This window comes from Curtobacterium sp. UNCCL20 (assembly GCF_900101675.1).
Taxonomy (GTDB): domain Bacteria; phylum Actinomycetota; class Actinomycetes; order Actinomycetales; family Microbacteriaceae; genus Curtobacterium.
In genome coordinates this window covers 1,567,933-1,589,113 of sequence record NZ_FNKG01000001.1, presented here as the reverse complement: position 1 = coordinate 1,589,113, position 21,181 = coordinate 1,567,933, and the positions used below count along the sequence as shown (strand labels likewise).

Sequence of the window (21,181 nt, the reverse complement as noted above, 5' to 3'; positions counted from 1 at the left end):
TGAATAGCCTACACAGCCCCGTGGCGGGGCACAAATCGAGTGCCCCGCCACGGCGTGTCAGTTGTCGCCCTCGGCCTCGGTCGCGGCCTGGATCGCGTCCTGCAGGCGCTTGTCAGCCTCGGCAGCAGCGACCAGGTCGTTGTCCGCGTAGGCGTCCTGCCGGTCCTGCAGCGCCTGCTTGGCGTCGCTCAGGGCCTTCTGGAGTGCCGCGTTGTCGACCGTGCCGGAACCGGTGGAGCCGCCGGTCGACCCCGAACCGGAGTCGGAGGAACCCGAGCCGGACGAGCCCGAGTCGGAGCCCGACGACGAACCGGAGTCCGAGGAACCCGAGCCCGAACCCGCGGCACCCTGGTCACCCGCAGCGGCGCCGGAGTCACCGCCGAACAGGCTGTTGAGCGCCTCGTCGAGGGTGTCCTCGAACGCGATCTTGTCGCCGAACGCCACGAGCACCTTCTGCAGCAGTGGGTACGAACCACTCGAGGTCGACTGGACGTAGACCGGCTGGACGTAGAGGAACCCACCGCCGACCGGGAGCGTCAGCAGGTTGCCCTGCTTCACCGTCGAGTTGCCCCGCTTCAGGATGTTGAGCTCCTGCGACACCGTGGTGTCCGAGTTGAAGAGGTTCTGCACCTGGGCCGGACCCGGGATGTTGTCCGTCTTCGGCATCGTCAACAGGGTGAGCTTGCCGTAGCCGGAGCCCTTCTTCCCCTTGCCGGCACCGCCCGCGTCGGAGTCCACCGCCAGGTACCCGGTGAGCACGTTGCGGTTGTTCGCGCCGGCCGACTGCTGGGGGATGTAGGTCGTGTACAGCGTGTACGCGGTCCCCTGCCCCGGCACCTTCATCGTGAGGTAGTAGGGATCCTGCAGGTTCGTCCGGGTCGTCGTGGTCGTCGTCCCGAGGGCGTTCGTCCCCTGGTTCGTCGTCGACGTGTCCGCCGTGTCCGAGGTGTCACTCGTGCCGGAGGTCGGTTCCTGTGGTGTGTTCCACGCGTCGTCGCCCGAGTAGAACGAGTTCGCGTTGGTCACGTGGTAGGTCCCGAGGATCGACCGCTGCACCTTGAACAGGTCGGTCGGGTACCGGACGTGGTCGAGGAGCTCAGCGCTCATGCTCGACACGGACTTGATCGCCGTCGGGAAGATCTTCTGCCACGTCTTCAGCACCGGGTCCTTGGTGTCCCAGGCGTACAGGGTCACCTTGCCGGTGTAGGCGTCGACGGTGGCCTTCACCGAGTTGCGGATGTAGTTCACCTGGTCCGTGCGGTACGAGGAGCTCTCGGACCCGGCGATGCTGTCCGCCAGGCTCTGGCTCTGCGAGTACGGGTACGCATCGCTCGTCGTGTAGCCGTCGACGACCCACTGGATGCGGTGGTCGACGACCGCCGGGTAGGCGTCGCTGTCGAGCGTCAGGAAGGGTGCGACCTTCTGCACACGCGTGATCGGGTCGCGGTCGTAGAGGATCTGCGAGTCCTTGTTCACCGCGTTCGACAGCAGGATCTGCTCCGACTGGAACTTCGCCGCGTAGACGAGCCGGTTGAAGAAGTTGCCGAGGCTCGGGCCGCCGTCGCCGGCGTACGTCGTGGTGGCGTTGCCGCCGTTGTCGTCGTCGGAGCCAGACGGGTAGTCGAGCTCGACGTTCTTCGAGCCCTTCGGCGCACCGACGATCGAGTACGCCGGCGAGGTCTCACCGAAGTACACACGCTGCTGGAAGTCGCCCAGGGCGCCGTTCGACGGGATGCCTGACTCGAGGAACACGGGCTTGCCGTCGCTGGCGCGCTGGTTGCCGAACGCCGCGGTGACGCCGTATCCGTGGGTGTAGACGAAGGCCCGGTTGTAGGGGGTGTTCGCCTGCGAGCTGAGACCGTCCAGGTCGATGTCGCGGACCGCGATGACGGTGTCCTCGGTCTGGCCCTTGACGTCGTAGCGGTCGACGTCGAGTTCCTTCGGGAACTGGTAGTACTGCCGGTACTGCTGCAGCTGGCTGAACGTGTCCGAGACGATCTTCGGGTCGATCAGGCGGATGTTCGCCGTGGTCTGAGCGTCCTGTGCGAGCGCGCCGGAGCTGGCCTCGGTCGTCGCGTCGTAGTTCTGCTCCTGCACGCCGGCGACACCGTAGGCATCCCGGGTCGCCTTGATGTTGCGCTCGATGTACGCGGACTCGAAGGTGCGCTCAGAGGGCTTCACCTGCAGGCGCTGGACGATCCACGGGTAGATGCCGCCGATGACGATCGCGGCGACGAGGAGCAGGCCGGTGCCGACGATCGAGATGCGCCAGCGGCCGATCACCGCGGTGACGATGAACAGGATCGCGACGATCGCCGCGATGCCCGCCATGATCTCGCGGCCCGGGATGACCGCGTTGACCTCGGTGTACTGCGCACCGGTGATGAGCGAGTTCGACTTCGTCAGCGCCGCGTACTGGTCGAGCCAGAGGCTGGCGGCCTGGAGCGCGATGTAGACCGCGGCCGTGATCGCGAGCTGGATGCGTGCGGCCTTCGAGATGCGGACCTCACGCCCACCGAAGCGCATCGCGCCGTACAGGTAGCAGGCGGCGAGGGCGGCGAGGCCTGCGATGAGCACGACGGCGGACGAGTACGCGACGATCGAGCGCCAGAACGGCAGCTCGAAGACGTAGAAGCCGATGTCGAGCCCGAACTGCGGGTCCGTCTTGCCGAACGGCGTCCGGTTGAAGTACTCGAGCACCATGCTCCAGCGACCCGCGGTCGACAGCCCGGCGAAGATTCCGAGCACGACCGGGATGCCGATCATGACGGCACGGCGCAGCGGCTCGATGACCTGCTGGTACCGGTCGAGCTGCGAGTTGAGCTTCGCGTAGACCGGTCGGAACCGGAACGCGATGGCGATGCTCGCGTACACCGGCACCGCCATCCCCAGGAACCCGGCGAGGAACATCAGCGTCCCGGCGACCCAGCGGGTGGTCAGGACCTGCTGGAAGCCGAGCTGCGCGAACCACGCGTAGTCGGTGTACAGGCTCGCGAAGATGAAGAAGGCGATCACCAGTGCGGCCAGCACGATGATCGTGACCACGATCGGGACCCGCGGCGAACGCCGCCCAGAAGGAGAAGAACCCGAGGCGGACGAGGTTGTCGTCACTTGATGTGCTCCAGACGTGTCGAACCGGCGGGCCCGGCGCAGCGGGCCGTCAGTCCGTCGATCTTATGTGGCGAGACCGTGTCTGAAACTGTACGGCGACTCAGGAAGGCGCCCCGCGCCTCCAGGGAGACGGCCTGGAGGCACGGATCGCGACGTCCGCGGACGCCGCGTGGAGCGCGTGGCCGGTCCTACGACGTGCAGCGCGCGAGCTTCGCGGTGCTCTTCCCGGACGCGATCGTCTGCAGGTCGGTCACCGCCTGGTCGAGCGTCGAGACCTTGTACACGTCCAACCCGTCGGGCACGTGGCCGACGACCTCGTCGCAGTTGCTCGCCGGTGCGAGGAAGACGGTCGCACCGGCCTCGCGCGCGCCGTAGAGCTTCTGCCGGATGCCGCCGATCGCACCGACCTCGCCGTCGGCGGTGATCGTCCCGGTGCCCGCGACGTGCTTGCCGCCGTTGAGCTTGCCGGGCGTGATCTCGTCGATGAGCCCGAGCGCGAACATCATGCCGGCGGACGGCCCACCGACGTCCTGCAGCGTGATGGACACCTTGAACGGGAAGTCGTAGCGCTCGGTGACGCCGACCCCGATGAGGGCCGTGCCCTGCTCGCTCCGGGGCGTCAGCTCGACGGTCTTCTCGGCCCCGTCGCGTTCGAGGACGACCGTCGCCGGACCGGAGGTGCCGTGCTTCGCGACGAGCTCGCGGAGCGACGTCGCGTCGGCGTTCGTGGTGAGCTCGGTGCCGTCGAAGGACCGGATCACGTCGCCCTTCTCGATCACGCCGTCGGCGGCCGATCCCTTCTGGACCGTGCCGACCTCGAGGTCCGTCGGTAGGTCGAAGCCCTGCTGGATGAGGGCTGCGGCGACCGCCGACTGCTGCGAGGCCTGCATGTCGGCCGCGTCCTGCTGGTTCACCTGGTCGGTCGACACACCGGACGGGTAGATCGCCTCGGCCGGGATCACCGCCTCGGAGCGGGTGAAGATCGCGCGGATGACGCTCGTCCACGAGGGCCGGTTGGTGGCGTCGCCCTGGATCCCGACCGTGAGCATGTCGAGCGCACCGCCGGTCGGGTACGTCGGGTGCCCGCTGACCTGGATGAGCTTGACGTCCTTGGCGTCCTTGCCCGTCCCCTGCTCCTGCGTCCCGATGGTGTTGTACACCGGCCCGGGCACCTCGATCAGGTACGGACTGGGCAGCAGGCTCGCCAGGAGCCCGAGCACCACGGCGCCGATCACGAACGCCCACCCGATGGTCCTGGTGCGCGAACGTCGTCGGGGTTCGGGGGCGAAGAGGGTCACGCAGCGTCCTTCCACGGTGGGCTGTTCGCCCTCGGCGCAGCGGTTCGGGCGTTCCCACGGGGGCGTCCCAGGTGCGGCCCCGTGAGCAGCGATTAGCGTAGTCGTCATGCCTGATGAACCGCAGCCGGGGCCGGACGACGACTTCCAGGAGATGCTCCGGAAGCTCCTCAACGGCGAGGGCCAGATCGACCCCTCGCAGCTCGCCGGTGCCGCGGGCCTGCCGAACGACCCGGCCTTCGTCGCGAACCTGATGAGCCAGCTGCAGCGCGCCGCGCAGTCCGGCGGGGACGGCATCGACTTCTCCGTCGCGTCCGAGCGCGCCACCGCCATCGCCCGAGAGGGCGGGCACCCCGTCGACCCGGCGACCTCGCAGGCGGCCGACCAGGCGTTCCAGGTCGCCGCACTCTGGCTGGACGAGGCCACCACCGTCGCCGAACTCACCGCGACCCCCAGCCTGTACACGCGCGAGCAGTGGGCGAAGGCGACCACCCCGGTGTGGGCGCAGATCGCCGAGCCGGTGGCGCTGAGCATCTCGAACGCCCTCACCGAGGCGATCGAACAGCGCGCGCCGGAGCAGCTCAAGGCGATGCTCGGCGACGTCTCGAAGGCGATGCGCGGCGTCGGCGGAGCGCTCTTCGCGATCCAGCTCGGCCAGGTCGTCGGACAGCTCTCGAAGGAGGTCGTCTCCGGCGGCGACGTCGGCGTGCCGCTCCTCGACGAGCAGGTCGCCGCGCTCCTGCCGCAGAACGTGGCCGAGTTCGCCGAGGGCCTCGACGTCCCCGAGGACGAGGTCCGCATCTACCTGGCGGTCCGCGAACTCGCCCACGCCCGACTGTTCCGCTCGGCCCGCTGGCTCCGACTGCACATCATCTCGTCGATCACCGACTACGCGCGGGGCATCCACATCCCGTTCGACCGGGTCGAGGAGCTGGCGTCCGAGATCGACCCCACCAACCAGGAGCAGCTCCGCGACGCCCTGGCCTCCGGCGCGCTCATCCCGCCGCGCACCGCCGAGCAGGAGGCAGCGCTCGCCCGCCTCGAGACCATGCTCGCGCTGGTCGAGGGCTGGGTCGACACCGTGACCGCTGCAGCGACCGAGCGTCTGCCGAAGTCCGGCGCCATCGCCGAGATGGTCCGTCGCCGCCGCGCCGCGGGCGGGCCGGCCGAGTCCGCGTTCGCGACGCTGGTCGGCCTCGAGCTCCGCCCGCGTCGGCTGCGCGAGGCCGCAGCGATGTGGCAGCACGTCACGGACCAGCTCGGCACCGAGCAGCGGGACGCGCTCTGGTCGCACTTCGACGCCGTCCCCACGTCGGAGGACATCGACTCTCCCGACGCCTTCGTGCTGCGGCTCCGGAACCCGGGCCGCTCCGCCGAGGACGACGAGTTCGACAAGGCGCTCGAGGACCTGCTCAACGACGCGACCGGCGACCGGCCGCGCGAGGACGAGAGCGGGCACGTCGACGAGGGCACGGGCACGGACGACGACCCCGACGCCACCGGCACCAGCCCCGACGGCGACGCACCGTCCCGGTAGTTCTCCACAGATCCTCCGGGGGTCCCCCGCGCTGCCGCTCGATCGGCCAGCGTGGGGGCATGGGCATCCGCATCGATCCGACGCTCGAGTTCGTCTGGCGCGACCCGGCGACCGTCCAGCTCGGCGTCGATCCGCCGCGCGCGGTCGTCGCCGTCCCCACGACGGGCGAGGAGCGGTTCCTCAGCGCGCTCCGACGTGAGACCGGCCGCGACGCACTGTCCGGCGTGGCGGTCACCGCGGGGTGCTCGCCGGGCGTCGCGGCGCGGGTGCTCGGCGCGGCGTCGCCCGCGGTGGTCGACGTCCTGCCCGAGCCGCTCGCCCGGGTCGAGGTGCACGGTTCCGGGCGGCTGCCGGACGCGATGGCGGAACTGCTCTCCGGCGAGGGCGTGACGGTGACCCGGACCAGTGCGCCGCGGGGCGGTCCCGTCCCGCTGCCCGACCAGGACCCTGGGCTGGCGGTCGTCGTCGCGGACCACGTCGTCGACCCGGCGCTCCGCGCGGCGTGGACCCGACGGGGTGTGCCGCACCTGGCGGTCGTGGTGGGCGACGGCCGGATCCGCGTCGGGCCGTTCGTGGTCCCGGGTGCCGGCCCGTGCCTCCAGTGCGTCGAGTACGCGCACGTCGACGACGATCCCGCCTGGCCCGCCGTCGCGTCCCAGGTGTGGGGCCGCCCCGCGGCGCCCCTGTCCGCGTACCGGGTCGCGGCCATCGCGTCCGCGACCACCCGGATGTTGGTGGAGCGGCTGCCGCTCGTGACCCAGCGCCCGCGCGCCGAGCAGCTCGTCTTCGACCGCGACGACCTGTCGGTCAGCCTGCGACCGGTGACGTTCCATCCGCGGTGTGCGTGCCGAGCGCTGCCAGGAACCGACTCGCCGTCCGGGCTCCCCCACGCGTGGAACCCAGTCGCGACCACGTGATCGTCACGGAGCGCCGGGCACGGGTCAGGCCCACGTAGAACAGCCGTCGTTCCTCGTCGACCTCGGTGTCGGTGCTCGCGTGCGAGATCGGCAGCAGCCCCTCGGCGGCTCCGATCACGACGACGTGCGGCCACTCAAGGCCCTTCGACGAGTGCAGGGTGGAGAGCGTCACGGCGTCGAGCTCGGGCTCGTGGTGGGTGGCGGCGCGGTCGACGAGGTCCTGCGTGAACTGCTGCATCGTCGTTCCCGCCGGGGCGTCCTCGGCGAGTCCCATGATCGCCTGCAGTGCTTCCCACTGCTCGCGGACGGCCCCGGTGCCCTCGGGCGGCGTCGGCGTCCACCCGCTCACCTGCAGCACGAGACCCACCCGTCGCGTCAGTTCGTCGTCGGTCTGCCGGACCGCCTCGCCCCGCATGTGGTGCACCGCGAGCTTGACCTCCGGGCGGTCGAAGAACCGCTTCCCGCCCTGCACCCGGTACGGGATCCCCGCACGACCGAGCGCCGACTCGATCGCCGCGGCCTGGGCCCCGAGGCGGTAGAGCACCGCGCAGTCGCCGTACGCCGCGCCGCCGCCCACGAGCTCGGCGATCCGCCGCGCCACCGTCTGCGCCTCGTCGCCGTCGTGCGCGCACGGCACCACCTCCGGCTCGGGCCCGGACTCGGTGTGCTGCGCGACGAGGTCGAGTGCGCCCGGCTGCCCGCGCATCAGGGCGTTCGCGGCGTGCACGACCTCGGGCGTCGACCGGTAGTTCCGCTCGAGCCGCAGGACGGAGCCGCGCGGGAACTCCGAGCCGAACCCGAGGAGGTACCGGCTGGACGCGCCCGCGAACGAGTAGATCGTCTGGCTGGCGTCGCCGACCACGCAGAGGTCGTCACGGCCGCCGAGCCACGCCCGCAGCAGGTCGTGCTGCACGGGCGACACGTCCTGGTACTCGTCGACGACGAAGAACCGGTACTGCTGCCGGACGTACGACGCCACACGCGGCTCGGACTCGACCATGCCGAGCGTCGCGAGCAGGACGTCCTCGAAGTCGAGCTGCCGCCGGTCGTCCTTGAGCTGCTCGTACGCGCGCATGAGGTCGACCACCCGGCGCGGCGCGGTGTCCCGCGGCATCACGCGCTCGGCGGCGGCGGCCTCGTACTCCTCGTAGGAGAGCATCTGGACCTTGCGCCACTCCACCTCGGCCGCCAGGTCCCGGAGCACCGGGGTGTCGACCGCCAGACCGACGGAGTCCGCCGCGTGCGCGATCACCTTGCCCTTCGACTCGACGATCCGCGGCGCGTGACCACCGACGGTGTCCGGCCAGAAGTAGCTGAGCTGCGCCATCGCCGCGGCGTGGAAGGTGCGGGCCTGCACGCTTCCGGCGCCGAGCGTGCGGAGGCGCGAGCGGAGCTCCCCGGCGGCGCGGGTCGTGAAGGTCAGCGCGAGGACGTGGTTCGGCGCGTAGGTGCCGGTGGCGACCCCGTAGGCGATGCGGTGCGTGATCGCACGGGTCTTCCCGGTGCCGGCGCCAGCGAGGACCGCGACGGGACCGAGCAGCGTGCGGGCGACGGTGCGCTGCTCGGCGTCGAGCGCGGCGAGCAGTTCGTCGGGCGACGGCGGGCGGACCTCGGGGGCAGGGCCGCCGACCGGTACGCGGCCGGCGGGTACGCGGCCGGCGGGTACGCGGCCGGCGGGTACGCGGCCGGAGGGTGCCCCGCCGTCGGGGGCAGGGCTGCCGGTCGCACCGCTCACGGCAGGTCCAGCGGCCCGCCGTACCACTCTTCGATGATGGCGCGGGCGATCGACGTGCGTCCCGGCAGGAGCAGCGTGTCCCCGGCCTTCTCGCGGATCTCGTCGCGGGAGAACCAGCGGACGTCGAGGATCTCGACGCCGTCCGGGCGTGCGGTCGTCGGGTCGCCGTCGACGGCGCGGGCCCGGAAGCCGACCATCAGCGACGCCGGGAACGGCCACGGCTGCGAGCCGAGGTACTCCGGCTCTTCCACGTGGACGCCGGACTCCTCCCAGACCTCGCGGCGGACGGCGTCCTCCAGCGATTCGCCCGGCTCGACGAAGCCGGCGAGGAGCGAGTACCGGTTGGCGTCCCAGGCGGCGTTCGAGCCGAGGAGGATGCGGTCGTCGGCATCGGTCACACCGACGATGATCGCCGCGTCGGTGCGCGGGAAGTGCTCGTGCCCCTCGGGGTCACGGCGGACCCAGCCGCCGGTGACGACGTCGGTCGGCGAGCCGGTGCGGGGCGAGAAGCCGTGCACGGCGTGCCAGTTCGCCATCGCGACGGCCTCAACCGCGAGGCCCTGGTCGCGCGCGGACAGTTCGGTGCCGAACATGCGGAGGCTCTCCCACGCGTCGTCGGCCGGCTCGATGGCCGCGGCGGTGCTGGCGTCGACGAAGGCGGCCACGAACCGGGTGCCCGCCGGGGCGTCCGCCGCGTCCGACACGGCCCGGCCGAGGTACAGCGTGACGGTGCCCTCGGGGATCTCCGACGCGGTGACGAAGCGGAGCGCGCCGTCGGTGGTCCGGAGCATCTCGGACCCGCGCACGGGGAGGTACCGGGTCGTGGGGTCGTCCCGCAGCACGCGCTCGAGGTCCGGGGTGGTGCGCAGTTCGGCGTCACGGTCGAGCTCGTTGCGGGAGAGGGGCAGCCGGGCGGCGAACTCGACGGTCACGGCAGGGGGCTCCTCGGGTCGGATCAGTGTGGCGTGCTGGGCCGCCGTGCAGCGTGGCGCACGCTCGTCCACCGGCTGCGGACCTACCCTGTTGGGCATGGCGGGATCCCAGTTCACTCTAGCCGCGTTGGCGACCACGGCCGTGCCGGGTCTCGTCGTCACGGGCACGCGCACGCTCGGCTCGGCAGCGTCCGGGGACTACGAGTCGGCGGTCCTCCGCGACGCCGACGGCGCCGAGACGGCGATCCGCCGTCCACGCAACCAGCGGGCCGAGGCCCGGCAGTCGGCCGACGTCGTCGCGATCCGTGCGCTGAGCGCCGGGATCCGCACGCGCCTCCCGTTCGGCGTGGCCGAGTACCGCGGACAGGCGCCGATCGGATCGACCCGCGCCATCGTCACCACGTACCTGCGCGGCGCGCACCCCACCCTGAAGGCCCTGGTCGAGCGACCGGAGCTCGCGACGTCGGTCGGACGCTCGATCGCCGCGATCCACCAGCTGCCGACGAGCTTCGTCACCGACGCCGGGCTGCCCTCGCTCACCCCGTTCGAGGTGCTCCGCTCCGCCGTCTCCGTGATGGACCGCGCCGTCGCCACCAAGCTCGTCCCGGCGGCGCTCAAGGAGCGCTGGGAGGGTGCCGCCCGCGACCAGCAGCTCTGGCAGTTCACGCCCACCGTCGTGCACGGGTCGCTCGGCACCGAGACGATCCTGGTCGAGGGCGACGACGTCACCGGGGTCATCGACTGGGGCGAGCTGCGGCTCGGCGACCCGGCGAAGGACCTCGCGTGGGTGCTCGCCGGACGGACGGACGCGTTCGACACCGTCCTGAGTGCGTACGAGGCGAACGGCGGCGGCCGGGACCGGCAGCTCGCGCAGCGCGCCCGGGTCCACCACGAGCTCGAGACCGCGCAGTGGCTGCTGCACGGCGTGCAGGCGAAGAGCACCGAGGTCGTCGACGACGCGGTCGCCATGATGCACCGGCTGGTCGACGCGGTGCACGCGCCGAGCGCGGCGCCGCTGCAGTCGGTCTCGCCGGAGACGATGGAGATCGGCGAGGTCGAGCAGCTGCTGTCGTCGACCGAGCGTCGACACGGCTGAAGCCGGTTCCACCCGGCCTGGAGGCGCGGCGAAAGCCCGCCCCGTCGGCGCGGGCCGTCAGCCGATCGCGTCGCGCCAGGCGCGCTCGAGTCCGGCGCGGTCGAGCAGTTCGCGCGGCCGTACCTCGAGGTCGTCGGCGACGAAGTAGAACACCGCGTCGACCTCGTCGATCGGCCGCCCGGTGAACTCGGCGTACGCGACGCGGTAGAGCGCGAGCTGCAGCTGCCGCTTCGCCAGGTCCTCCGCACCCTTCGGGGCCTTGCCGGTCTTCCAGTCGACCACCTCGGCGCGCCCGTCGATCTCGTAGACCGCATCGAGCTTGCAGACGACGCTGTGCCCCAGGAACGGGATGTGGATCTCGCGCTCCACCTCGGTCGGGGTCAGCCCGGCCCACCGTGATCGGGCGAAGGTCGCCTGGAAGTCCGCGAGGCGCCGGGCGTCGTCGTCGGTCACCACGGCGTCGACGGAGGCGTCCACCCGCTCGTCGGCGTCGAGGTCGAGTTCGTCGTCCCAGGCGTCCAGCGTCTCGAGCGACCCGCCGCTGCGGGCGCGCTGCTCCACCCACTGGTGGAAGAGGGTGCCGAGGCGTGTCGCCCGGTACGGCCGTTCCGGCATCGGCCGACGCAGCCGCTCGGCGACCGCGTCCGGCTCGGAGAGGTAGTCCTTGAAGCCGGACGCCGGAACCCGGTGCGGGACGACGACGGCGTGCCGGGCCTTCCGGTTGGCCGTCCGTTCGGCGAGCAGCAGGTCGATGTCGGCGGCGAAGCGCCCGGCCGCTCCGGGGTTGGCGTTCCGCACCCGGTCGGCGGCGGCGACGACCCGGGCGGCGCGCTGGCCGAACGGCACGTGCGGCCAGGACTGTGTGGATCCGGCGTCGCCGAGCGGGTTCTCGTCGTGCTCGGTGGTCTCCGGGATCGCCCTGCCCTCGACCACCCCTGCCTCGACCAGGTCGCGGAGGTACCGGCTCGGCTCCGTCGGACGGACACCACCGGCCCAGAACGACCCGGAGACGAGCAGGTCGTGCTTGGCCCTGGTCAGGGCGACGTAGGTGAGCCGACGCTCCTCGTCCTCGTTGCGCGCCTTGACCTGCTCCTTGTAGGCGTCGATCGCGAGCGTGACGTCCTTCTGCGCGTCGTGGCCGCGCCAGTCGAGCCGCGGGAGCTCGTCGGCGTCGCCGCGGAACTCGTACGGCAGGCGGCCGAAGCCGATCCACCCGGACGAGCCCTCCTGCGGACGGGCCGGCAGGGCGCCTTCGACCAGGCGCGGGACGGCGACCGCGTCCCACTCGAGGCCCTTCGAACCGTGGATCGTCAGGATCTGCACGGTGCCGGCCTCGGGCTCCTCGGAGCGCGGCCCCATGTCGTCACGTCGGGCGGCGGCGTCGATCCAGCCGAGGAACGCACTGAGGTCGGCGCGGTCGTCCGTGGTGACGAAGCCGGCGAGCTCGTCGATGAAGGCGTCGAGGAACGCCCCGCTCCCCTGCTCGTGCGCGGCGACCTCGATGTCGAGGCGCATCTCCTGCGCGACGAGCGTGACGAAGTCGACGAGGTCGCCGCCGGCACGGGACCGGAGCGCCGCGAGCTGCTGCCCGAGCTCCCGCATCCGCCGCCGCCCGACGTCGCTGATGTCCGCGAGGGCACCGTGCTCGTCCGGGGCCGTCGCCACGAAGTCGAGCGCGTCCACGATCGACCCGTGCTCCCCCGCCGCCACCGACGCCCGGAACGCCGCCGTCAGGTCGTCGTCGAGCCGCTGCTGGGTGTGGTCGCGGCCGAACAGCCACCGGGCGAGGGCGTGCAGGGCTGCGATGTCCGCGGCGCCGATCCGCCACCGGGCCCCGGCGAGCAGCCGGATGAGGTCGTTGCCCGCAGCGGGGTCGTGCAGCACGCGCAGGCAGGCGACGAGGTCGACGATCTCCGGGCGTTGGAGCAGCCCGCCGGTGCCGAGCACGTGGAACGGCACCCGGTGCGTGCTGAGAGCGCCGGTGAAGGCCGCGAGGTCCTTCCGCGAGCGCAGCAGCAGCGCCATCGAACCGCCGGGTGCGGCAGCCCGCCGGTCGGCGAACCAGCGCGCCACGGCGTCGGCTTCTTCCGGCAGGGTCTCCGGGAAGACCGCGTGCACCGTGCCGGCGTCCGCCCCGGGCCGCGGGGAGAGCCGCTCGACGTCGACCTCGGACGCCTCGGACAGCGGCGAGACGACGGCGTTGGCCCCCGCGAGGACGTCGACCGGGTTCCGCCAGCTGGTGGAGAGGGCGAAGGTGACCGGGACGGCCGCGGCCGGTCCGCTGTCGGCATCCCCGAAGTCGCGGGGGAACCGTGCCAGGTTCGCCGCGCTCGCACCGCGGAACCCGTAGATGGACTGGTGCGGATCCCCCACCGCCATCACGGGGTGCCCGCGGAAGAGCCGCGCGAGGAACCGCGTCTGCACCACCGAGGTGTCCTGGTACTCGTCGAGGAGCACCACGCCGTACCGCTGCCGGAGGTCGGTGACCACGCGCGGTGCCGACTCGGCAGCGGCCAGGGCGAGGGCGATCTGGTCGGAGAACTCGACGAAGCCGCGGTCGACCTTCTGCCGGCGGAACTCCTCGACCAGGTCCACCAGGGGTTCGAGGGCGCCGATGGCCGCGACCGCGTCGGTGATCGCCTTGTACGGGGTCCCGCGGTTGGTGCCGGGCAGTTCGAGCAGTTCGGCGAACTCGATCGCGAACCGCCGCAGGTGCTCGGGCTCGACCAGGTGCTCCGAGACGGCCCCGGCGAGCGCCACGACCGCCGCGGTCACCGTGTCGACGTCGCGGTCGAGTCCGGCCAGCCGGTCGTCACGCGCGGCCACGACGACCCGGCGTGCGAGCTGCCAGGCGGACGGCTCGGTGAGGACCTGCGATTCGCCGTCGCGGCCGACCAGCAGCGCGTTCTCGCGGAAGACCGAGTTCGCGAAGGCGTTGTACGTCGACACCGTCGGTGCCTCGAAGGCGTCGCCGGCGTCGAGCAGGCCGACGTCCTCGAGCGCCCGGATCCGGTCGTTGATCCGGACCGACAGTTCTCCGGCGGCCTTGCGGGTGAACGTCAGTCCGAGGATCCCGTCGGGACGGACCATGCCGTTCGCGAGCAGCCAGACCACCCGCGACGCCATCGTCTCGGTCTTCCCGCTGCCGGCGCCCGCGACCACGAGCGCGGGTGTGAGCGGCGACTCGATGACGGCCCGCTGCTGGGCGGTCGGGCGCGGACGGCCGAGCGCGTCGGCGATCGCGTCGGCGTCGTGCTGCGGGGTGACGACGGTCGTCGTCCCCGGGCCGTCGAGCAGCTGGTCGTCGCTCACCAGGTCACCTCTCCCACGACGTGGATGCGGCACTCCACGCCGGTCCGCGCCTTCTCACAGTGGTCGTCGACGTTCGCGACGAACGTGCGGCCGGCCATGCCCGCGGCCACCCCGTGCAGGCGCTGCCGGTAGGCGTCGCGGGCGTCGTCGTCGAAGGCGTGCTGGGTCCGCTCCGAGTAGGCGTGCCCACCGCGGGCGTTCTGGACGAACACGAGGCGGGCGTCGGCCATCACGGAACCCGCCGGAACGCCCTCGACCGCACCGTCCTCGACCGCCAGCTGGTAGGCGCCGAGCTGCGGGTGCTCGGGCATGTCGTTCTTCTCGCTCGGCATCGAGCGGCCGGTCTTGAGGTCGACGACGCTGACCCGGCCGTCCGGGTCGACCTCGATCCGGTCGATGCTGCCGCGCATCCGGGCCGGGCCGGTGACGAGCGCGAACGACGTCTCGGCGCCGAGCAGCCGTCGTCCGGCGCTCGCGAAGGTGCGCAGGTAGTCGCTGAGTCCCTCGATCATCCGCCGGGTCCGGGCACGCTCGCGGTCGGCGACCCAGGCGGACTCGAAGCTCAGCTCGTCCCACCGCCCCTCGACGTGCGCCCACAGCGACTCGACGTCGACGGCGGTCGCGTGCTCCATCGCCTCGTGCACGATGGTGCCGATGCCCATCGCCGGGCTCGGGGCACCGCCACCGAAGGTCTGCACGAACCAGTGCACGGGGCACTCCTCGTACGTGCCGATGCGGGACGGCGACACCGACACGGTCGGGGCGACGAGCTCACCGCCCTCGTGCTCGGGGACCGGGTCGGCGTCGAGGTCGACGAGCGGCGCCTCGGTCGAGGGTTCGGCGAGGCCGTACCAGTCGTCGGGCGAGGCTCCGGGCACCTCGGCCGCAGCGAGCCGGGCGAGGGCCGAGGCCGCCTCGTGGTCACCGGTCGCGACCACCCGGCGGCGGAGGGAACCGGCGAGCCCGCGCAGGGAGAGCGGGTGCACGGTCGGCTGCCGGTCGGGCGGGACCGGTACGAGGCGCACGAACGGCGAGGGTGCTTCGTCGTCGTTCGCCACGGTGCCGATGACCACCTGGGTCGTCGCACGGGACACGGCGCGGGCGAAGAGTCGGAGTTCGTCGGCGATGACGGCGGCCCGGTCGTCGGTCGGCGAGTGCTCCACACCGGCCGCGGCGCGGACCAGACCGTCCGGGTCGAGCAGGCTGCCCCGGACACGGGTGTTCGGCCACACGCCCTCCTGCAGCCCGAGCACCACGACGACGTCGCACTCCAGCCCGATCGTCGCCGAGGGCGTCAGCACGCGGACCCGGCCCGCGGTGCGGTCCGGGCCGATCGAGTCCTCCGGCAGGTCGGACCCGAGCAGGTCGTCGACGAACCCGCGGGCCGGTGCGTCCGGGGTGCGCTCGACGAACCGCTTCGCGGCGGTGAACAGCCCGACCACGGCGTCGAGGTGCCGGTCCGCCTCGGCCGCGCCGACCCCACCGGCCGCGGACTGCCCGCCCCACGTGCCGGCCAGGCCACTGCGCTCCCAGAGCCCCCAGAGGATCTCCTCGATGCTCGCGCCGGACTCGGCGTCCGAACGGGCCTGCACCAGGCTCCGAGCGAGTCGGGTCGCACGCCGGGCGAACCCGGCGTCGACGGTCGCCAGACGCTCCGGCGCACCGAGGGCCTCGACCAGGAGTTCGTCGGCCGTGCGGTTGCCGCCGCCCGCGAGCTCTTCGCGGCGCAGGGCGAGCCGGAGTCGGCGCATCGCGAGCGTGTCGAGCCCTCCGAGCGGGCCGGTCGCGAACGAGGTCGCGAGGTCGGCGTCGAGCGGCAACACGCCGAGGGAGACCGCGGCGGCGTCGAGGAGCGAGCGCGCCGCGGTGTCGTCGCGCGGTCGGACGGGTGCAGCGCCCGCGGTCGCCGGGACCTCGGCGACCGACAGCGCCCGGACGAGTTCGGGGATCGCGGCGCCGCTGCGCGTCACGACGGCCATCCGGTGCCACGGCACGCCGTCGAGGAGCCGGTGCTCGCGGAGTCGTCGTGCGACCGCGACCACGAGGGCGGCACGGCTCGCGCCCTCGAGGTGGACGACCGCGTCCGACCGGGCGTCCTGGTCGGTCGCCGTCGCCGTGCGCTGCCGACCGGCCGCCGCCGCGCCGATCCGGGCGGTGATGCCCGACACGAGCGTCCGGATCGGTGCAGCGTGCCGGTGCACCGTCGTCAGCACGATCTCGTCCACCCGCTCGACACCGAGCCGCACGGCCAGCCGCCCGAGGACGTCCGGTTCGGCGCCGCGGAACGCCGAGGCGGCGATGTCCGGGTCGCCGAACGCCACCACCTGCACGCCGGACCGGGCGAGCGCGCCGAGCAGCGCGATCTCCCCCTCGACGAGTTCCTGGGTGTCGTCGACCACGACGAGCCGGAGCGCCGCGACGCTCGCGGGCACCTGTCCGCGGAGGACCGCGGCGGTGGCGTACGCGACGAGCTCGGCCGCGTCGAGGCTGGTGGACCGGAACGCCGTCACGGTCGCGCGGTACTCGTCGACGAAGTCGCCGACGGCCCGCCACTCCGGTCGCCCGGTGTCGTCGCCGAGCTCGCGCATGTCCTCGGGCTCGACGCCCGCGGCGACCGCACGCATCATGACGTCGCGGAGCGCGGTGCGGAACCCGGCGCGTTCGCGGACGACCTCGGTGATGGGTGCCGGCCAGTCCGGGCCGGTGCCGTCGACCTCGTGCCCGGCGAGCAGGTCGGCGATGATGCGGTCCTGTTCACCACCGGTGAGGAGCGTGGGTGCTTCTTGCCCCTGCACGGCGGCGGCGTGCGCGACGATCTGGAACGCGAGCGAGTTCACGGTGCGGGCCAGCGCGCCGGGCATCACCCGCTCGACCGAGGCAGCCAGGCGGTCGCGGAGCGCGGTCGCGGCGGTGCGGGCCGACGTCAGGGCCAGCACCGTCGCGTGTCCGTCGGGCGAGATCGCGTCGGCACGGGTGAGTCTCGACGCGACGAGCCGCGACAGGGTCGTCGTCTTGCCGGTGCCCGGCGCACCGATGACCGCCGCGTGTCGACCGTCCGGCAGTGCGAGCACCGCGGCCTGCGACGCGTCGGCCACCAGTGCCCGTGCGGCGCCGGCGTCCGCGGGAGCTGGCAGCAGCGAGGTCTGGGGCACCCTCGTACGGTAACCGCCGCGACCGACAACGCCGCCGCGCCACGGCGGACCGGCGACCGTGCCGTGGGAAGCCGCCCGGCGGGCACCGGACGCGCATCCGGACGCCCGCGCAGTGCGCCTGCGGCGAACGTCCGGAGGTGCCCTGCACCGCTCGGATACGCTGTGCTCGTGGACATCAAGATCGGCATCACCAACAGCCCCCGCGAGATCGCGTTCGAGACCGCTCAGACCGCTGACGAGATCGAGAAGGCCGTGTCGGAAGCGCTCGCCGCGAAGTCGACGCACCTGTCGCTCCAGGACGAGAAGGGCCGTCGGTTCATCGTCCCCGTCGGGTCGCTCGCCTACGTCGAGGTCGGCGCCGAGGAGTCGCGTCGCATCGGCTTCGTCGCCTGACGACGTGGAACTGCTCTTCGTCGTCCTCGGCGGCCTGATCGCCGGGGCGATCGCACACGTGGTCCTGCCCTGGCGGTCGACCCGCGGGTCCCTGCTCGGACCGGCGGTCGGCGGCATCGTCGCCGCGGTCCTCTGGGAAGCGCTGACGTGGGCGGGCTGGAAGTACGACGGCACCTGGATCTGGGTCGTCGCCCTCGTCGGCTCCGGTGTGGTCGCACTCGTCGCCGAGTGGGTCCTCGGCCGGCGCCGGACGGCAGCGGACGCGGCGTACTACGAGCAGGTCAAGGCCCAGGGCGCCTGACCCAGCCCGTCGGACGGCTGCTCAGGCGGTCAGCCCGAGGGCGTCCATCCGCCTGGTGTGCGCGGCGATGAGCTCGGTCCAGACCGGCTCGAGCCGCTCCTGGTCCTCGCGGGCGTGCGACGCGAGCGCCGACCGGGCCACCAGCAGGGTGTCCCCCACCAGGCGCCGGCCCCACATCGCCAGCCGCGAGCCGACCTGCGGCTCCTCTTCGATGCGAGCGGTCAGTTCCTCGACCACGGCGGCTTCTTCCCGCGCGTCGAACACGTTCTTCAGCCGTCCCCGCACGTCGGCCGGCAGCGACCGGAGCAGACTGCCGAACAGGTCGTTGAGGATGCCCGCCGTCACGTAGCCGGTGAGCATCGACTCGTACCAGTCGGCGCCGCTCGTGCGCTCGAGGAAGAGGTCGATCGCTTCGCGGTGCGGGGCCATCAGCGCAGCCGGGTCGCCGCCGGTCCGCTCGATCTCGCCGACGATCGTCCGGTGCCGTTCGAGCGCCGTGGTCGCGAGGACCCCGGTCACCAGACGGCCGGAGAGCGTCGGGGCGGAGGCGCCGGCGCGGCCCATCGTCTCGTAGAGGGAGAGCTGCAGGTACGCGGCCTGCCCGAGGTACACATCGAGCTCGGGGCTGACGTCGTCGAGCTGCAGGCGCTCGACCGAGTCCTTCCGCGGGTTGCGCGACGCGAGCCACGCGGCAGCGAGCTGCGCAGCGCGCTTCCGGTTCCACCACGACACCACCCGAAGAGCATAGCGGGAAGCACCCTGCACCCACGCCGGACCGGCCCGTCGGTAGACTGGTCCGGACTTCCACCAGAACTAAGGTGATTCTTTGACTTTCTCAGACCTCAACATCGAGCAGGACATCGTCGATGCGCTCGCCGGCAAGGGCATCATCGAGCCCTTCCCGATCCAGGAGCAGACGATCCCGCTCGCCCTCACCGGCCAGGACATCATCGGTCAGGCCAAGACGGGGACCGGCAAGACCTTCGGCTTCGGTCTCCCCCTCATCCAGCGGCTCGGTGCCGCGCCGGAGCCCGGTGTGAAGGCCCTCGTGGTCGTCCCCACCCGCGAGCTCGCGGTGCAGGTCACCGAGGACCTCGAGCTGGCTGCCTCGAACCGCCCGACGGCCATCGTGTCGATCTACGGCGGCAAGGCGTACGAGGGCCAGATCGAGCAGCTCAAGGCCGGCGCGCAGATCGTCGTCGGCACCCCGGGCCGCCTGATCGACCTGCAGCGGCAGCGCATGCTCGACCTCTCCCACGTGCAGGAAGTGGTCCTCGACGAGGCCGACCGCATGCTCGACCTGGGCTTCCTGTCGGACATCGAGCGCATCTTCCAGGCGATCCCCGACGTGCGGCACACGATGCTGTTCTCGGCGACGATGCCCGCGCCGATCGTCGCGCTCGCCCGCCGCTTCATGAGCCGTCCCGTGCACATCCGGGCGACCGACCCGGACGAAGGCCTCATGCAGGCCAACATCAAGCACCTCATCTACCGGGCGCACTCGCTCGACAAGGACGAGGTCATCGCCCGCATCCTGCAGGCCGAGGGTCGCGGCAAGACCGTGATCTTCACCCGCACGAAGCGTGCCGCCGCGAAGCTGGTCGAAGAGCTCAAGGACCGCGGGTTCAACGCCGCGGCCGTGCACGGCGACCTCAACCAGGAGCAGCGCGAGCGCGCCATGGCGGCGTTCAAGGCGGGCAAGCGCGACGTGCTCATCGCCACCGACGTCGCGGCCCGCGGCATCGACGTGGACGACGTCACGCACGTCATCAACCACACCATCCCGGACGACCCGGACACGTACCTGCACCGCGCCGGTCGCACCGGCCGTGCCGGCAAGACCGGCATCGCGGTCACGTTCGTCGACTGGGACGACCTGCACAAGTGGACGCTGATCGACAAGGCCCTCGAGTTCGGCATCCCCGAGCCCGTCGAGACCTACTCGTCGTCGCCCCACCTGTTCGAGGAGCTCGACATCCCCGCGGGCACGAAGGGTCGCCTCCCGGGCGCCTCGGCACACGCCGCCTCCGCCGGTGGCCCGGCCGAGAAGCGCACGAGCGACCGTCCGCGCACCAGCAGCGGCAGCACCACGTCGCGTTCGCGCAGTCGGAGCCGGGCCGGAGGCGCGGAGCAGTCCGCCCCGAAGGCTGCGGCACCCGAGTCCGCGGCTCCGGCGTCGGCGCCCACCGAGGGCGAATCGGCTGACGGGACGGCGAAGCGTCGTCGTCGGCGCCGTCGCCGCGGGAGCGGCAGCGGGTCGTCCGAGGCGACCGCCTCGGCACCGCAGGGCACGTCGGACGGCGAGTAGCACCTCCAGGCCGAAGGGTCCGTCGCTGACGCGGCGGGCCCTTCGTCGTCCCCACTGGCGGACCGGGCCGTGCCGAGACTCGGTCTGGACGACCGTTCTCGGGCCCACGGCCACGAGCCCTGTCGCTGAGGGCGAGACTCGTTCCCGCGCGCTGGCTGGCCTCGGGTCAGGTGAGGCGGGAGCCCGCACCGATCACGGGCAGGCTGCCGGTGGCCTCGGAACGGATTGCGTCGAACGCCGCGAGCGACGTCCGGTGTTCGCCGAAGCGGTTCGGCTTGCCGGTGCCGTGGTAGTCGCTCGAACCGGTGACGAACAGGCCGTAGCGCGTCGCCCAGTCGAGCAGGGTGCGCTTGCCGTGGGCGAGGTTCTCGCGGTGGTCGACCTCGAGGCCGCCGAGCCCCGCCTCGACGAGGTCGCGGAGCATCGGCTCGTCGATCACGATGCCCCGCGACGAGGCCGCCGGGTGCGCGATCACGGGCACGCCGCCGGCCTGTCGGATGAGCTCGACGCCGCGCAGGGGTGTCGGCGCCTCGTGCGGTTCGTAGTAGCCGGAGGCCGGATGCAGGATGCCGCGGAAGGCCGCGCTGCGGTCCGCTTCGAGCCCGCGGGCGACCAGCGCGTCGGCGATGTGCGGACGGCCGATCGTGGCACCGCGGGTGGACTGGGCGAGGACGTCGTCCCAGGTGATCGGGTGGTCGCGGCCGATGCGCTCGACCATCCGGCGGGCACGGGCGAGACGTCCGTCGCGGATGCGCAGGGTCTCCGCGACGAGGCCCGGGTCGTCCGGGTCGACCAGGTACCCGAGCACGTGCACGCTGCGGTGGCCGACACGGGTGCTCAGTTCGAGACCCGGGAGGAGCGTCATCGGCAGGTCGCGGACGGTCGCCGCCGCCTCGGACCAGCCCGCCGTCGTGTCGTGGTCGGTCAGGGCGACACCGTCCAGCCCGGCGGCTGCTGCCGCTCGGACGAGGTCCGCGGGTCGCTCGGTGCCGTCGGAGACGCTCGAGTGCGCGTGCAGGTCGATGAACGGATCGGGCACGGGACAATGCTATCCACAGGTGAGGAGCCGCACAGGCCGCGGTCCGTCGGGCG

General features: G+C 72.4%; 14 protein-coding genes. 6 read left to right on the top strand and 8 right to left on the bottom strand.

The features are described 5' to 3' along the window. Nucleotides 1–57: 57 nt before the first annotated feature. A complete protein-coding gene (locus tag BLT36_RS07750; protein WP_175529541.1) occupies nucleotides 58–3,045 on the bottom strand; it encodes a UPF0182 family membrane protein in 2,988 nt (995 codons plus the stop codon). Nucleotides 3,046–3,299: 254 nt separating this feature from the next. Next, nucleotides 3,300–4,409, bottom strand: coding sequence for a YlbL family protein (locus tag BLT36_RS07745; RefSeq protein WP_254787429.1), 1,110 nt, complete (start codon nucleotides 4,407–4,409; stop codon nucleotides 3,300–3,302). A gap of 106 nt (nucleotides 4,410–4,515) precedes the next feature. Here BLT36_RS07745 and BLT36_RS07740 point away from each other — a divergent pair, with 106 nt between their 5' ends. Continuing rightward, complete coding sequence (locus tag BLT36_RS07740; protein ID WP_254787427.1) at nucleotides 4,516–5,943, top strand: zinc-dependent metalloprotease; 1,428 nt, start codon at nucleotides 4,516–4,518, stop codon at nucleotides 5,941–5,943. Between the two features lie 59 nt (nucleotides 5,944–6,002). Next, entirely contained in the window at nucleotides 6,003–6,860 is an 858-nt protein-coding gene (locus BLT36_RS18345) for a hypothetical protein (RefSeq protein WP_139166401.1), read from the top strand. Here BLT36_RS18345 and BLT36_RS07735 read toward each other — a convergent pair. Next, nucleotides 6,751–8,445, bottom strand: a complete 1,695-nt coding sequence (locus BLT36_RS07735) for an ATP-dependent helicase (protein WP_092094481.1) — start codon at nucleotides 8,443–8,445, stop codon at nucleotides 6,751–6,753. The genes BLT36_RS18345 and BLT36_RS07735 overlap by 110 nt on opposite strands. 146 nt (nucleotides 8,446–8,591) lie before the next feature. Next, nucleotides 8,592–9,527: an NAD(+) diphosphatase gene (gene nudC, locus BLT36_RS07730; RefSeq protein ID WP_092093629.1), complete on the bottom strand. Its 936-nt coding sequence runs from the start codon at nucleotides 9,525–9,527 to the stop codon at nucleotides 8,592–8,594. Between the two features lie 97 nt (nucleotides 9,528–9,624). Here nudC and BLT36_RS07725 point away from each other — a divergent pair, with 97 nt between their 5' ends. After that, on the top strand, nucleotides 9,625–10,623 hold the full coding sequence (locus BLT36_RS07725; protein ID WP_092093627.1) for a phosphotransferase: 999 nt from the start codon (nucleotides 9,625–9,627) through the stop codon (nucleotides 10,621–10,623). Between the two features lie 57 nt (nucleotides 10,624–10,680). On the opposite strand, the gene BLT36_RS07720 is transcribed toward BLT36_RS07725, so the two are convergent. Then, nucleotides 10,681–13,935, bottom strand: a complete 3,255-nt coding sequence (locus BLT36_RS07720; protein WP_254787424.1) for an ATP-dependent DNA helicase — start codon at nucleotides 13,933–13,935, stop codon at nucleotides 10,681–10,683. Beyond that, the gene (locus BLT36_RS07715) at nucleotides 13,932–17,087 is read right to left on the bottom strand and encodes an ATP-dependent helicase (protein WP_175529540.1); all 3,156 of its coding nucleotides are present in this window, start codon (nucleotides 17,085–17,087) and stop codon (nucleotides 13,932–13,934) included. Before BLT36_RS07715 ends, BLT36_RS07720 begins: the two co-directional genes overlap by 4 nt. Before the next feature lie 168 nt (nucleotides 17,088–17,255). On the opposite strand from BLT36_RS07715, the gene BLT36_RS07710 reads away from it, so the two are divergent. Both BLT36_RS07710 and BLT36_RS07705 read left to right on the top strand, forming a co-directional pair. Then, the gene (locus BLT36_RS07710) at nucleotides 17,256–17,480 is read left to right on the top strand and encodes a DUF3107 domain-containing protein (protein WP_092094477.1); all 225 of its coding nucleotides are present in this window, start codon (nucleotides 17,256–17,258) and stop codon (nucleotides 17,478–17,480) included. 4 nt (nucleotides 17,481–17,484) lie between these two features. Further along, entirely contained in the window at nucleotides 17,485–17,781 is a 297-nt protein-coding gene (locus tag BLT36_RS07705; RefSeq protein ID WP_092093623.1) for a hypothetical protein, read from the top strand. Nucleotides 17,782–17,802: 21 nt separating this feature from the next. Here BLT36_RS07705 and BLT36_RS07700 read toward each other — a convergent pair whose 3' ends face one another. Beyond that, complete coding sequence (locus BLT36_RS07700; protein ID WP_254787421.1) at nucleotides 17,803–18,516, bottom strand: ferritin-like fold-containing protein; 714 nt, start codon at nucleotides 18,514–18,516, stop codon at nucleotides 17,803–17,805. A gap of 91 nt (nucleotides 18,517–18,607) precedes the next feature. On the opposite strand from BLT36_RS07700, the gene BLT36_RS07695 reads away from it, so the two are divergent. Beyond that, the gene (locus tag BLT36_RS07695) at nucleotides 18,608–20,089 is read left to right on the top strand and encodes a DEAD/DEAH box helicase (RefSeq protein WP_092093621.1); all 1,482 of its coding nucleotides are present in this window, start codon (nucleotides 18,608–18,610) and stop codon (nucleotides 20,087–20,089) included. 166 nt (nucleotides 20,090–20,255) lie between these two features. On the opposite strand, the gene BLT36_RS07690 is transcribed toward BLT36_RS07695, so the two are convergent. Continuing rightward, nucleotides 20,256–21,128, bottom strand: coding sequence for a PHP domain-containing protein (locus BLT36_RS07690; RefSeq protein ID WP_092093618.1), 873 nt, complete (start codon nucleotides 21,126–21,128; stop codon nucleotides 20,256–20,258). Between the last annotated feature and the right edge of the window lie 53 nt (nucleotides 21,129–21,181).

Excerpts from the sequence above, each read along its gene's own strand:
- BLT36_RS07740 (WP_254787427.1), top strand. The coding sequence starts at position 4,516 with ATGCCTGATGAACCGCAGCCGGGGCCGGACGACGACTTCCAGGAGATG.
- BLT36_RS18345 (WP_139166401.1), top strand. The coding sequence starts at position 6,003 with ATGGGCATCCGCATCGATCCGACGCTCGAGTTCGTCTGGCGCGACCCG.
- BLT36_RS07725 (WP_092093627.1), top strand. The coding sequence starts at position 9,625 with ATGGCGGGATCCCAGTTCACTCTAGCCGCGTTGGCGACCACGGCCGTG.